Origin of the sequence: Actinoallomurus bryophytorum, from assembly GCF_006716425.1 — a bacterium.
GTDB lineage: Bacteria > Actinomycetota > Actinomycetes > Streptosporangiales > Streptosporangiaceae > Actinoallomurus > Actinoallomurus bryophytorum.
On record NZ_VFOZ01000002.1, the window covers coordinates 509,683 to 523,181 of the forward strand.

Below are 13,499 nucleotides of genomic sequence, written 5' to 3' on the forward strand. Positions count from 1 at the left end.
TAACCGCTCTGGACCGTGCCGCAGGAGCGAAGATTCTCGCCCGGGAGCTTCACGAAGGCCTCATGTCACGGCTCGATCGCGCTGAGTCGGTGCAGCCGGAGCACGAGTCGCAGTTCCAGATCGTTCTCGTGGCGCCAGTTCGGGCCGAGGATGTCGCCGACGCGATCCAGCCGCTTGAGCAGCGTATTGACGTGCACGTGCAGAGCCCGAGCGGTCGCCGCGACATTGGCGCGGTGGTCGTAGTAGGCGCCGAGGGTGTCGACGAGATCGGTGCCACGTCGCCGGTCGTAGTCGAGAAGCGGGCCCAGGGAATCGGAGATGAAACGGTCGAGCTCGTGGACCCGTCCGGTGTCGAAGATCATGGCGTAGAGCGCGTACCGACCCGTCGTGGCGCCGAGGTCGGTGTGTCCGATCGCTCGCATCACGGCGGCACAGCGACCGGCCAGGGAGAAAGCGCGTGACCAGTCGTGATCGACCACCCGTTCTCCGGCGACCACGACAGGGCCGCCCACCGTACGACGCAGTCGATGGTGGACCTCGCCGACGGCCTGGTCGTCGTCGGCGCTGTGGAGGATCATCGTGGCCCTGCCCAGATGTTCACCGGCCAGTCCGGAGCGGTCCCGGGCGATGTCGTGCAGGTGGCGCGCGAGCTCGGTCGACGACACCGTGGAGGAGTCCGCGACGAGGACCAGGTCCAGGCGGTCTGAGTCGATGTTGCGGGCCCGGGTGCGGGCGCGCTGGGCCGGGCTGATCCCGGGGCTGCCGAGCATGAGCTCGGTCAGGAGCTCTCCGCTCAGTCGCTCGCCGGCCTCGGCGACGGCCCGCTCCTTGAGGACGAGCAGCCCCAGGATGTGAGTGGCCCACTCGAGGGTTCGCAAGTCGATGTCGTGCGAGGCGTCGTGGTCGGCGACCGCCTCTCGGCTCCACGCGAGTGCGCCGAGGTCACCATCGCCTGCCTGGATCGAAGCCACACTGCAGGCGACTCCGGCGGCGTCGACCGTGGTCGTACAGCGGCCCGGCCGGTGTGCGTTCCTGACCGCATCGGCCAGATCTATCTCCGATGGAGTCCGGCACGGACTGGACGCCGAGTCTCGGCTGACCAGAGCGGCACCGGCCCGGTCGAGGAAGGTGACGCTTCCACCCAGTCGATCGGCGAGAAGCTGCGTGACATCGCCTGGTGTCCCGCCCGCCAGCACGACCCCGGTCAAGGCTTCGTGGATCGCCTGCGCCCGCTCCACGACGGCCATGTGTTCCTCGATCTTCCGGTACGCGATCCGCAGCTCCTGCAGGGCGGTCCGGCTCTCCTCATAAAGACGGGCATTGTCGAGGGCGACCGCGGCATGATCGGCGAATGCGCTCAGCAGCGCGATCTCATCGGCGTGGAAGGATCGCTCGGCGCGGTCCGCGACGAACAGGGCGCCCACCGCTTCACCTCGTATGACCAGTGGCACCCCGAGAAGCGCGACGAGTGCCTCGGTCGCGGCCAGGCGGTCGAAGTCCGGATCGTGGTCGATAAGGGGCGCGGCGAAGTAGTTGCGCACCCAGTACGGGCTCTGGGATGCCAGCACCTTGCCGCCCACCCCTATCTCGGCCGGTACGGACGCCGCGAGGAAAGAGGCGGAGATCGTCCCCTCTGACGCTCTGGCCGACAGTCTGCCGTCCGCGCCGATCAGCGAAAGGTAGGTGAAGTCCGTGCCGATCAGATCGTGGGCGTTACGGACGATCGACTGCAGTACGTCGTCGAGCTCGCCCAGCGCGGTGAGCGACCTGGCGGTGGCGTACAACGACGCGAGTTCGCGCTGTCGGCGTACAAGCGAGTGCTCCGCCTCGCCATCGAGGTCGCCGGCCACAGTGCCGTCCATTCTCAGCATCGGGTGGAAGAAAGACCTACCGAATCGGCGCTAGATGTGGACGATACCTACCTCAGCCGCAGATTGACAGCGCCCTAACATGACCGCCATCACCTGCCTGCGCTATCGCCATTCCTGCCGGCGGTCGCCGGCGTATCCGAGAGAGAAGGTGCTCCACGGATGCTCGGGTTGATGCAGGACCGTCCGCTGTCATTGCCGCACGTCTTCCGGCGGGTCGAACGCTACTTCAGGCACAAGACCGTGGTGTCAGGCCGCGTCGGCGGCGAGACGACCATGACATGGGCCGAGGTCTGTACGCGGGTGCGGCGCCTGACCACCGTCCTCGACGAGCTCGGCGTACCCGCCGACGCCCGGGTGGGCACATTCGCGTGGAACAGCCACCGGCACGTCGAGCTGTATCTGGCGGTGCCCTGCACCGGGCGGGTGCTGCACACCATCAACCACCGGCTCTTCGGCGAGCAGATCACCTATATCGTCAACGACGCCGCCGACGACGTGTTGTTCATCGACCGCTCCATCCTGCCTGCCGTCTGGCCCCTGGTCGACTCCTTCACCACCGTGCGCGCGGTGCTGGTCATGGACGACGGAAGCGACGCCGAGATCCCCGACGACGCCCGCATCCTCGACTACGAAGGCCGTCTCGGCCGGGCCGAGGACACGGAGCGGGAGTTCACCGTCACCGACGAGAACACCGCCGCCGCGCTGTGCTACACCTCGGGCACCACCGGCAATCCCAAGGGTGTGCTCTACAGCCACCGCTCCGTGGTCCTGCACGCCGCCCTGTTGCTGATGGTCGATACCTTCGGCATCAACGAACGCGACGTGATCATGCCGATCGTGCCGATGTTCCACGTCAACGCCTGGGGCCTGCCGTACAGCGCCATGCTCTGCGGGGCCGACCTCGTGCTCCCCGGACCGGCGATGACCCCACGGGAACTGGCGGGAATGCTCGCCCGCCACAAGGTCACTTTCGGCGCCGCGGTCGCCACCGTCTGGCGCGGACTCCTGCCCTTGCTCGACCAGCACGACCTGTCAGCCGTACGCCAGATCGTGAGCGGCGGCGGCGCGGTCGACGAGGCGCTCACCCGTGCGTACCAGGACGCCATCGGCGTGCCGCTGACCAATGCCTGGGGCATGACCGAAACCAGCCCGGTGGTCACCACCTCCCGCATCGGCACCGCGCACGACCGGTACACGCGCGAGGAGCGACGCGCACTGCTGGCCACGCCCGGGCCGGCCATCCCGCTCACCGAGGTCCGCGTCGTCGGCGACGACGGGCGCGAAGCACCCTGGGACGGCCGTACGCCCGGTGAACTGCAGGTCAGCGGCCCCACCATCGCCGCGCGCTACTTCAGTACGCAGGCCGTCGCAGACGCGGTCACCGACGATGGCTGGCTGCACACCGGTGACGTGGCCACCGTCGACGACCACGGCTACATACGCATCGTCGACCGCACCAAGGACCTCGTGAAATCGGGAGGTGAATGGATCTCCTCGGTCGAGCTGGAGAACGCCATCATGGACCACCCTGATGTCGCCGAAGCCGCCGTTATCGGCGTCGCCGATGCCAAATGGGGCGAACGACCTGTGGCCTACGTCGTCGCCCGGCCCGGGGCCACATTGACCGCCGAGACCGTACGCGATCACGCCCGCGCCCGCGTGGCCTCCTGGTGGCTGCCCGACCAGGTGTTCTTCCTCGACGAGATACCCAAGACCGCCACCGGGAAGTTCTCCAAACAACGACTCCGGTCCCTCTACCTCACCGACACCCAGCGATCCGCGCAGTGAAGGGGCACGACGCCATGACCATCGAACCCCGCCTGATCGTCACCGGCCGTGAGGCCGACGGCACCTCCGTGTTCGTGACCGACGAACCCGCCGACCCCACCACCATCGCCGCGTTCCCCGGCACCTTCTACCTGATGTGGGGCACGGACGACGGCGGCACCACCGTGGGCACCGAACCCCAAGAACCGAAGGTCTTCCCCTTCTTCCCCGGCCCCGGCGGCACCCGTGCCCTGTTCCTCCGCTTCGCCCCCCACTCCTCCGAACCCGCCGGTGACCCCGAGGCCATCGCCGCTGAGGGAGCCGAAAAACTCCCCGGCCTGCTCGATGTGTTCGAGCCCGACAACCCCGGCATGCACACCACCGACAGCATCGACTACGGAATCTGTCTCGAAGGTGAACTTCACCTCGAACTCGACGACGGCAAAGAAGTCAAACTCGTCCCCGGCACCCTCGTGGTCCAGCAAGGCACCCGCCACGCATGGCACAACAAGAGCGACACACCGGCACTCATGTGCTACGTCCTCATCGGCGCCGGGCGCTAACGCCCATCGGCCCACGACAGCCGGGGACATTCCAGCACTTGCTTCATCCAGCGCATCGTCCCAGCCGGCCTTGCCCAGCGGTCCAGGTGTCGCGTTGGTGGCCCGACCAGGCGGTGCGGGTGAAGGGCCGCGGCGGCCGCCCCGATCGTCATCACGCGCAGCCTCACTAATTCGTCGCCGCGGGCGCTCCGGAGAGCCCGGTTTCTTCTGCAGAATCTGCGGCACTGGTTGCGGGGCATTCCATCCAGGAATCCTCACCGTCGGCAGGGGCCCGTTGACCACGTCAGGGGACACGTCTACACCGAATTCCCTCTCAACCGCCAGCAATACCATTTCTGCAGAGTTCCAATCATCGAAGTCATCGCTCTCATCGTGAAAGAATCCGACTTCCTACAACGCCCAATTGAGGCGACCAGGGTTCACTCCCTTCGCCGGCGCGAAGTCCCAGTCAATGTAGGTGGCCAGGATTTCCCCGTCGCGCGCATGTGTGGCCTTGGCCGTGCTGTCCAGCAGCTTCTGCACGCAGATCGCCTCAGTTCCAACAGACAGGCGGGAAAGTGTTCAACCTGAAACACCTCGTCGGCGAGGTTAGGATCGACCTCAAGCAGGAGAGTCCAATCACCGCCGACGTGTACACGCAGGACCGGACGCCATGACCGAAGTGCTGCACCGCCTCGACCGGCATGTACTGCGGATGTGACTCCTGACCGGCAACGCCCAGCCTGACCAGCACCCCATCCAGCGGGAGGCCGCGCACGCACGTGACGCAATATTGGTCATCTGCCACACAGGAATAAACCTTCGATCGCAGGTTAGTCACCTCGCCGCTGAACTCATACTCTCTACTCGCCTGCACCAATACGGATCAGGCCACCCGGTTCCACGTGACTACCGCGCACCCTCAACATAGTTCACGAGGAAATATCGGTGTGGGTGCCGAATATCGTGTCACAGGGGCTGATCTGGGGTTTCGCTGTGGTGGTGGCTCGGCTCCGGCAGGATCGCAGGATGGCGCTGCGGTTGTTGTACTTGATCGTCTTACGGGTGTTCGGCTGGATCGCGCTGCTCGCCCGATCACGAGCGTCGAAAGACGCCGAGGTCTTGGTACTGCGTCATCAGCTCGCGGTACTCCGCCTCCAGGTCGCGACTCCTCGGCCATCGTGGGCGGACCGGGCGATCATTTCCGCGCTCGCGCGACTGCTACCGCGACACCGCCGGCACAATCTGTTCGTCACCCCACGAACGCTCTTGCGCTGGCATGCCGATCTTGTGAAGCGACGTTGGACCTACCCCAAGCGCGGGCCAGGGCGACCACCGATCCGACCCACCATCCGAGCCCTGGTGCTGCGGCTGGCCGCCGAGACCCGGCCTGGGGGTACCGGCACATCGCCGGGCAGATCGCCAGCCTGGGCCGGAAGGTATCTCCGGCCACCGTTTGAGCGATCTTGAAGAAGGCCGGCTTCGATCCAGCGCCCCGGCGCAGCGACCCGACCTGGGCTCAGTTCCTCAAAGCCCAAGCATCCGGAATCTTGGCTTGTGACTTCTTCAGCGCCGAGACCGTCATGCTCGCGTGGATGTACTGCTTCGCCGTGGAAGAGCACGCCACGCGGCGGGTCCACATCTTGGGTGTCACGGCGCATCCAACCGCCGGCTGGGTCGCCCAGCAAGCCCGCAACCTGATACTCGACCTGGGTGATCGGGCCGGCGACTTCCGATCTTGATCAGGGACCGGGACAGCAAGTTCACCCGGCTGTTCGATGAGGTGTTCACGACCGAGGGCATCCGCGTGGTGCTCACCGCACCGCAGGCCCCTCGGATGAACGCGATCATGGAACGGCGGGTTGGCAGCGTACGCCGCGAACTTCTTGGCCGGATACTCATCATGAACGAACGCCACCTGCGCACGGTCCTCGCCGAGTACGAAACCTACTTCAATGAACATCGCCCGCACCGGGCCCTGAACCAGGCCAGCCCGCTGCAAGCGCTGCCCGATCCGGTCGACGCCGACATCAAGGTCACCCGACGGGACTGACTCGGCGGCCTCTTACCCGAATACGCCCAGGTCGCATGAGGTGACGCAATATTTGGCACCCACACCGACGCTATGGCTAACGGTTAGCTCTCAGCACCAACTCAGCACGGGGCCGGGCAGCAACGGGAAACGATCAGGACTGACGGGCATTCGCCGATGGCCGTGTGACCCGCCTTCAACCCAAGAGGTGGCCATCCGACGATGCCTCTGACCTGCGAAAAGGCTACCGGACCGGCAGTCCGGTGATCGTGCGGCCGATGACGAGGCGCTGGATCTCCGACGTGCCCTCGAAGATGGTGAAGATCTTGCTGTCGCGGTGCCAGCGTTCGACCGGATAGTCGCGGGTGTAGCCGTTGCCGCCCAAAACCTGGATGGCGTCCTCGGTCACCTTCACGGCCGTCTCGCCGGCGTGGAGTTTGGCCATGGAGCCCTCCGCGCTTTCGAAGTCCTTGCCGTTGCGCGCCATCCATGCCGCGCGCCAGACCAGGAGGCGTGCCGCGTCGACCGACATCTTCATGTCGGCCAGTTTGAACGCGACCGCCTGGAAGTCGCCGATCTTGCGGCCGAACTGCTCGCGTTCGCGGGCGTAGTCGAGGGCGTACTCGTACGCGGCGCGGGCGATGCCCACGGCCATGGCGCCTACCACCGGGCGGGACGCCTCGAAGGTTCGCATCGCGGCCTGGCCCGCGGAGCGCTTGCCCTCGCGGGCCCGGGCCAGTCGCTCGTCCAGTTTCTCCTTGCCGCCGACCAGGCACGCGCCCGGGACGCGTACGCCGTCCAGGATCACCTCGGCGGTGTGGGACGCGCGGATTCCGTGCTTCTTGAACTTCTGGCCCTGGGAGAGGCCGGGCGTGCCCGGGGGGACGATGAAGTTCGCCTGGCCGCGGGAGCCCAGGGAGGAGTCGACCGAGGCGACGACCACGTGCACGTTCGCGATCCCGCCGTTCGTGGCCCATGTCTTGGTGCCGTTCAGGACCCATTCGTCCTTGGCCTCGTCGTAGGAGGCGCGGGTACGGATCGCCGAGACGTCCGAGCCCGCGTCCGGCTCCGAGGCGCAGAACGCGCCGAGCTTGACGTCATCGGCGGTGCCGAACATCTGCGGGACCCACTCCCCCGTCTGCTCGGGCGTACCGGTCGCGGCCACCGAGACGGCGGCCAGGCCGGAGCCCACCAGTGACAGGCCGATCCCCGCGTCACCCCAGAAGATCTCCTCGAAGGCGACCGGGATGCCCAGCCCGGAGGGCTCGAACCACTGCTGGGCGAAGAAGTCGAGCGAGTACAGGCCGATCTTGGCCGCCTCCTGGAGGATCGGCCACGGCGTCTCTTCGCGCTCGTCCCACTCCTCGCCGGCCGGCCGGATGACGTCCTTGGCGAACTCGTGCACCCATTCCTTGACCTGCTGGATGTCCTCGGGCAGTTCGAGGGAGAAGGCCGAGGCGCCGTCGTCGGACATGTTTCCTCCGTCTCGGCCGATCCGCAGGGAGCGGGCCGGCCGACTATTGGACTCGCTGTCACTTAAGCGTAGCCCCCCAGGCGTTACCGGCGGTAACATCGTGGCCGGATTCACAGTCGAGCGGCTCCAGTAGCGGCCCGCCCATGCCGCCGAGATCACGGCGTCGCCTCGTAGCCCCGCCAGGTAATCCACCGGCGAGCGAATTGAATGCCGAAGTCGAACTTTGCCGACCGGAGAAGAAGGTTGAACGAGCATCTATCCCGCCGACACTTGAAGCGCACCAAAGGCGGACGGGCCGCCATCCTCAGGCCGCCGGACAAGGCCGAGTTCACCCGGGGGCCATCGCCAGACGATTGGCGATCTGTCAAGTAACAGATTGCCCTGCGAGCGGTGACCACTCAACTCCGGAGCGGATGAACGCGATAGGCCGACATACAAAAAACCATCCGGGCGAATGCGGCTTACCATACCGCGCTACGGGGGCGACGGCATGGAGCATCGATAGAGGTCAACGGCCATATTCGGCGCCGTTACAGTAGAGCTGAGTGATCTACGTCACAGACCACTTTACGGTCGACCGATCTCCTCATTACGAGCCCTTGCCTCTCCGCTAGAGATAGGTATAGTGCTGGGTTGTTCACCCTATTTCCGGGATAGGCGCGGTACGCGAAAGGTTGTGATGCCGCGGGGTCATTGAAGAAGGCTTGGTAATGGCAGTACATCCTATCCGGCGCATTTTCTATTTATGATGTTTCGAAAGGGAGAAGTCATGAGCCGTCTCATTGATCGCATGATCGAACGGATCGTTCCCCAGACGACCGCGTCCGCCTGCCAGGGCCTCTACTTCTGCAACTCCGCAGGACACTCGGGCTACTGGTACCGCTTCTGCTGCCCGCAGACCGGCTGTGAGTGGGACAAGGTCAGAAGCACCTGCTGACCTGACCGTCAGAGCGTGCCGGACGGTGGTGTGACGCCGCCGTCCGGCGCCGGCGAGGAGAAGACACAGGCATGGAATACGTGAGGGCGGGTTGTGCCAGCTTGATCGCCTTGGTGTTCGTGGCCTCGGCGGTCTCGAAGATGCGGGACTTCGACGGGTTCGCACGATCGCTGCCCGCGCTTGCGACGGTGAGACCCGGCCTGGTCCGGCCGCTGGCGATGGTGGTCGTCGTCGCGGAGGCGGTGACCCCGGTTCTCTTGGTGATCCCGCCGGTGACCTCCTACGGCTTCGCGCTCGGCTTCGTGCTGCTCGCCGCGTTCACTACCGCCATCGCCGTCGCCGTCCGGCGCGGGCGGCATGCCCCCTGCCGATGCTTCGGAGTGTCCAGCACGCCGGTCGGCCCCCGTCATCTGGTCCGCAACACCGCGTTGGCGTTCATGGCCGCGCTCGGTGGCCTGGCGCCCCAGCAGATCCCACCGCCGGCCGGTCTGGCGGTGGCGGCCGCCGCCGGTCTCATCGGGGCGATCCTGATCGTCTCCTTCGACGACATCGTCGATCTGTTCGCGAGGAGTTCTTGATGCCCTACCTTGCCGCCGCCGTCGTGCTGCTCGGTGTGCTGTGCGTGTTGAACCTGCTGCTCACGATCGGGATCCTGCGCCGGATGAGGGCGCAGGGCGACCGGTCCGGGCGGCATCCCGGGCCCCTGTTCGCGCTGGGGCCAGGCTCGCCCATCGGCGAGTTCGCCGCCGTGACGACCACCGGTGAGCCGGTGTCCCACGACACCTTGACCGGCACGGTGGGATTCTTCTCCGCGGCCTGTGAGGCATGCCACGTCATGCTTCCGCGTTTCGTCGAGCACGCGCGTCAGGCGGGCCGCGAGAACATGCTGGCGGTCGTCGGCGGCGCCGACGCCGAATTGGTGGAGACCCTCACCCCGGTCGCCCGGGTCGTCGTGGCCGACCTCGACGGCGGACCCGTGGCGCGAGCGTTCCAGAACACCTGGACTCCGGCGCTCTACCTGGTCGGGGATGACCACAGGGTCGCCGCCGCGGCGGCCACGATCGAGGAACTACCCACGCTCACGTACGACCGCGTCGCCGGCCGGGGGTGAGTGTTGAGCGCCGCCCCGGACGGGGACCTGCGGATCGGCGCACGGGAGCTGTGCGCCTCCGCCGCGGAGGCCGTATCGCTCATCTGGCGGGCCGCCTCGGCGAACGTAGCGGTGTTCCTGCTGGCGACTGTGGCCGCGGCCGCGGCGCCGATCGCGACCGCGTGGTCGACCAAGCTCGTGATCGATCGGTTGACGACTCCGCACGGCGCGGTCGGCGGCCTGGCGCTCGTACTGATCACCACCGGACTCGGCGCCGCCGCCCTCCCGGTCCTGGTCCAGTACCTGAGGGGTCAGATCGGGCGGTCGGCGGGTCTGACCGCGACCGAACAGCTGTTCACCGCGGCCGAACGCCAGGTGGGCCTGCGTAACTTCGAGAATCCGGCCTTCCAGGACCGGCTCCGGCTCGCCCAGGAGGGCGTCGCCCGCATCGCCGAGATCGTGGACGGCCTCGGCAGCACTCTCGGTGGTGTGCTCGCCCTCACCGGGTTCATCGGTTCGCTGCTGATCCTCAGTCCGCCCATGACGATCGTGGTGCTCGCGGCCGCCATCCCAGCGCTCGTCTCCGAGATGCTCCTCTCCCGGCGCCGTTCGGCGATGGAATGGAGCATCGAACAGTTCTACCGGCGAGAGTTCTTCTACAGCCAGCTGCTCACCGGAGTCGCCGCGGCCACGGAGATCCGTTTGTTCGGCATCGGGGCGTTCCTGCGCTCCCGGATGATGGACGAACGGCGCAGCGCCAACGCGGCCAACCGGCGGATGGACCTTCGAGAGGTCCGCACGCAGGGTGGGCTGACAGTACTGAGTGCGACGGTGGCCGGTGTCGGCCTGTGGTGGGCGATCACGGCGGCCCGGCGTGGCGCGCTCAGCATCGGGGACGTCTCGATGTTCCTCGCGGCCGTCATCGGCGTGCAGTCCGCCCTGTCGACGCTGACCGCGGCGATCTCCGGCGGGCAGGCGAGGCTGCTGGCCTTCACCCACTATGTCGCCGTGGTCCGGGCCGAGTCCGATCTCCCCCAAGCGCGACAGGGAGTTCCCCCGCGGTTGCGGCAGGGCATCGAACTGCGGGACGTGTGGTTCCGTTACAGCGACGACCACCCCTGGGTGCTGCGGGGGGTGAGCCTCACGATCCCCTCCGGTCGCGCCGTCGCGCTCGTCGGCCTGAACGGCGCGGGCAAGAGCACGCTCGTCAAGCTCCTGTGCCGGATGTACGACCCGACCCGAGGACGGATCCTCTGGGATGGCGTCGATCTGCGGGACATCCCTCCCGCGCTCCTGCGCGAACGGATCAGCGCCGTTTTCCAGGACCATATGAATTACGACATGACGGCCGAGGAGAACATCGCCATCGGCGACCTGACCGCGCTGGGCGACCCAGGACGGCTCCAGGAGGCGGCCGGCCGTGCGGGGATCCACGACAGGCTCACCACGCTGCCCCGGGGTTACGCCACCCTGCTCAGCCGCATCTTCGTCGTCGGTACGGACAAGGACGACCCGGTGACGGGCGTCGTCCTGTCCGGCGGGCAGTGGCAACGCCTCGCACTGGCCCGCGCCTTCGTCCGGAACGACCGGGATCTGATGATCCTCGACGAACCCAGCTCCGGTCTGGATCCCGAGGCGGAGCACGAGATCCACACCCGGATGCGAGAACACCGCGGCGGCCGTACGAGCCTGCTGATCTCCCATCGGCTCAGCGCCGTCCGTGACGCCGACCACATCGCGGTCCTGGACGGCGGCCGCATCACCGAGCACGGGTCGCACGACGCCCTGCTCGCCGCCGACGGCAGCTATGCCCGGCTCTTCCGGCTCCAGGCCGCCGGATACCAGGAGGCGCTGTGACCATCGTCGTCCCGGTCATCGGGTCGCTGCTGGCGGCCGGGCTGCTGGTGCTGACGCTTCGCCGTCGTTTCCTCGTCACCGTCGTCGACGGCGCGAGCATGGAACCGGCGCTGCGATCCGGCGACCGCGTCCTGGTACGCAGGACCAAACGGGTCCGCCTGGGCCAGATCGTCGTCCTGGAGTTCCCCGATCTCCCGAGCGGGCGGGCACCGGTGACCGCACGAGGCCACCGCCAACTCCTCCTCAAACGGGCCGTGGCGGTGCCGGGCGACCGGCTGCCCGCCGAGTGGGAGGACCCGGACCTCGACGCGATAGCCGGCACGGTCGTGCCGCCCGGGTCGGTCGTGGTGCTCGGCGACAACCGTGCGACGAGCTGGGACTCACGCCACTACGGCTTCGTACGCCGTGAGCGGCTGGTGGGCGTGATGATCCGGCACCTGCCCCGATCAGGCGTGGCCGAGGTGGAGCCGGGCTCCGAGCGAGCGCGCGAGCATCACGCCTAACGCCCGGAACCAGTCCAGGCGCGCCCAAGGCAGCCGTACCCCGGCGAAGAGCCTGTCTTGATTGATAAGTTTCCAACCGTCAGTGACGGCACAGGTGCGTAAGTGGTAACTTATTGCGCGCCTCGCCCTGTGATTCCGGGGTCACTTCTGAAGATTGGGAGCCTGAGTGGGTCTGCTCCGTGGCCGAAATGCCCGTGCTCCCCGCGCGCTGACGTACGGCGCCCTCCTGCTCGCCGTCGTCATGGTCGCCGCGTTGACGGCCATTCTGTGGCCCGGTGGACCACAGACCCACGTCACCGCCTACTTCGAGCGGGCGACCGGCGTCTATCCCGGCACCGAGGTACGCATCCTGGGCGTCAAGGTCGGCAAGGTCACCAAGGTGACGCCCAAGGGCAACATGGTCGAGGTCAAGATGGCGTGGACGGCCGAGCACAAGGTGCCGGCCACCGCCCAGGCCGTGATCATCGTGCCGTCCCTGGTCGCCGACCGCTACATCCAGTTCACGCCGGTCTACCGCGGTGGCGCGGCCCTCAAGGACGGCGCCACGCTGTCGCTGTCCAGCACGGCCGTGCCGGTCGAGCTCGACGACGCCAACTCGGCGGTCAACGACCTGACCAAGGCCCTCGGCCCGCAGGGCGCCAACGCCAACGGCTCGTTGTCCAAGCTCCTCTCGACGAGCGCGCAGACCGTCGACGGGCAGGGCGAGAACTTCAAGCAGACCCTCCAGGACCTGTCCGACGTCAGCCGGGTCCTGTCGGACAACCGCGGCAACGCCACCCAGACGGTCCAGAACCTCGCCAAGATCACCCAGGCGATGGCCGCGAGCGACCGTCAGATCCGCTCGTTCTCCCAGAACCTCGCCTCGGTCTCGAGCACCCTCAACGGCGAGAAGGCCGAGCTGCGGGCGGCGGTCAAGAGCCTGTCGGTGGCGCTGCGCGAGGTCGCAGGCTTCGTCAAGCAGAACAAGTCCGAGATCGCCGCGAACGTCCAGGGGCTCGCCCAGATCACCGGGGTCCTGGTCAAGGAGAAGGCCGCGCTGCAGCAGTTCCTGGACAAGGCGCCGGTCGCCGCGTCCAACGCTCTCAGCGTCTATGACCCCCAGGACGGGTCCCTGCACGCCCGCCTCAACCTGCAGCAGTCACAGAACATCGCGATGTGGCTGTGCTCGCTGGCCTACTCGCTCGGCGCCCCGCCCAAGCAGTGCGAGACGCTGCTCAAGCCGCTCAACGCGCTCGGCATCCCGCTGAGCAAGCTGAGCCTGGACGCGTCGTCACTGACGACGGCGACGACGCAGTACGACGTCGTGCCGCCGCCCGCGGACGCGTACGGCGGCAACGCCCCGGCGCAGGGGACGAGCGGCAAGAGCACCGCCCGCACCAACCCGGACCCGACGTTCGGCGGGATCCTGTCCCCGCCGGGCAACTGA

General features: G+C 67.3%; 13 protein-coding genes. 10 read left to right on the forward strand and 3 right to left on the reverse strand.

Going from position 1 to position 13,499, the window contains the following annotated elements; translation table 11 throughout:
* Nucleotides 1–65: 65 nt before the first annotated feature.
* Nucleotides 66–1,862, reverse strand: a complete 1,797-nt coding sequence (locus FB559_RS38480) for a helix-turn-helix domain-containing protein (RefSeq protein WP_141962532.1) — start codon at nucleotides 1,860–1,862, stop codon at nucleotides 66–68.
* Between the two features lie 168 nt (nucleotides 1,863–2,030).
* Between FB559_RS38480 and FB559_RS38485 the strand changes: the two genes are divergently transcribed.
* The gene (locus FB559_RS38485; protein ID WP_141962533.1) at nucleotides 2,031–3,659 is read left to right on the forward strand and encodes a long-chain fatty acid--CoA ligase; all 1,629 of its coding nucleotides are present in this window, start codon (nucleotides 2,031–2,033) and stop codon (nucleotides 3,657–3,659) included.
* 14 nt (nucleotides 3,660–3,673) lie between these two features.
* Complete coding sequence (locus tag FB559_RS38490; protein WP_141962534.1) at nucleotides 3,674–4,201, forward strand: cupin domain-containing protein; 528 nt, start codon at nucleotides 3,674–3,676, stop codon at nucleotides 4,199–4,201.
* 390 nt (nucleotides 4,202–4,591) lie between these two features.
* Here the strand turns inward: FB559_RS38490 and FB559_RS46365 are convergent, their stop codons facing one another.
* Complete coding sequence (locus tag FB559_RS46365; protein WP_281286353.1) at nucleotides 4,592–4,723, reverse strand: hypothetical protein; 132 nt, start codon at nucleotides 4,721–4,723, stop codon at nucleotides 4,592–4,594.
* Nucleotides 4,724–5,646: 923 nt separating this feature from the next.
* Here FB559_RS46365 and FB559_RS45075 point away from each other — a divergent pair.
* Entirely contained in the window at nucleotides 5,647–5,922 is a 276-nt protein-coding gene (locus tag FB559_RS45075) for a hypothetical protein (RefSeq protein ID WP_221640650.1), read from the forward strand.
* 41 nt (nucleotides 5,923–5,963) lie between these two features.
* Nucleotides 5,964–6,233, forward strand: coding sequence for an integrase core domain-containing protein (locus FB559_RS45080; protein ID WP_221640651.1), 270 nt, complete (start codon nucleotides 5,964–5,966; stop codon nucleotides 6,231–6,233).
* Nucleotides 6,234–6,456: 223 nt separating this feature from the next.
* On the opposite strand, the gene FB559_RS38500 is transcribed toward FB559_RS45080, so the two are convergent.
* Nucleotides 6,457–7,686 (reverse strand): acyl-CoA dehydrogenase family protein, encoded by a 1,230-nt coding sequence (locus FB559_RS38500; RefSeq protein WP_141962535.1) that lies wholly within the window; start codon nucleotides 7,684–7,686, stop codon nucleotides 6,457–6,459.
* 769 nt (nucleotides 7,687–8,455) lie between these two features.
* On the opposite strand from FB559_RS38500, the gene FB559_RS44335 reads away from it, so the two are divergent.
* The 6 genes from FB559_RS44335 (at nucleotide 8,456) to FB559_RS38525 (ending at nucleotide 13,499) form a co-directional block, all read left to right on the forward strand.
* Nucleotides 8,456–8,623 (forward strand): hypothetical protein, encoded by a 168-nt coding sequence (locus FB559_RS44335; protein ID WP_185792677.1) that lies wholly within the window; start codon nucleotides 8,456–8,458, stop codon nucleotides 8,621–8,623.
* Nucleotides 8,624–8,694: 71 nt separating this feature from the next.
* The gene (locus FB559_RS38505) at nucleotides 8,695–9,201 is read left to right on the forward strand and encodes a MauE/DoxX family redox-associated membrane protein (protein ID WP_141962536.1); all 507 of its coding nucleotides are present in this window, start codon (nucleotides 8,695–8,697) and stop codon (nucleotides 9,199–9,201) included.
* Nucleotides 9,201–9,734, forward strand: coding sequence for a peroxiredoxin family protein (locus FB559_RS38510; protein ID WP_141962537.1), 534 nt, complete (start codon nucleotides 9,201–9,203; stop codon nucleotides 9,732–9,734). Before FB559_RS38505 ends, FB559_RS38510 begins: the two co-directional genes overlap by 1 nt.
* The gene (locus tag FB559_RS38515; RefSeq protein ID WP_221640652.1) at nucleotides 9,735–11,570 is read left to right on the forward strand and encodes an ABC transporter ATP-binding protein; all 1,836 of its coding nucleotides are present in this window, start codon (nucleotides 9,735–9,737) and stop codon (nucleotides 11,568–11,570) included. It begins immediately after the preceding gene.
* Entirely contained in the window at nucleotides 11,567–12,073 is a 507-nt protein-coding gene (locus FB559_RS38520) for a S26 family signal peptidase (RefSeq protein ID WP_221640653.1), read from the forward strand. Before FB559_RS38515 ends, FB559_RS38520 begins: the two co-directional genes overlap by 4 nt.
* A 166-nt stretch (nucleotides 12,074–12,239) precedes the next feature.
* Entirely contained in the window at nucleotides 12,240–13,499 is a 1,260-nt protein-coding gene (locus tag FB559_RS38525) for an MCE family protein (RefSeq protein ID WP_141962539.1), read from the forward strand.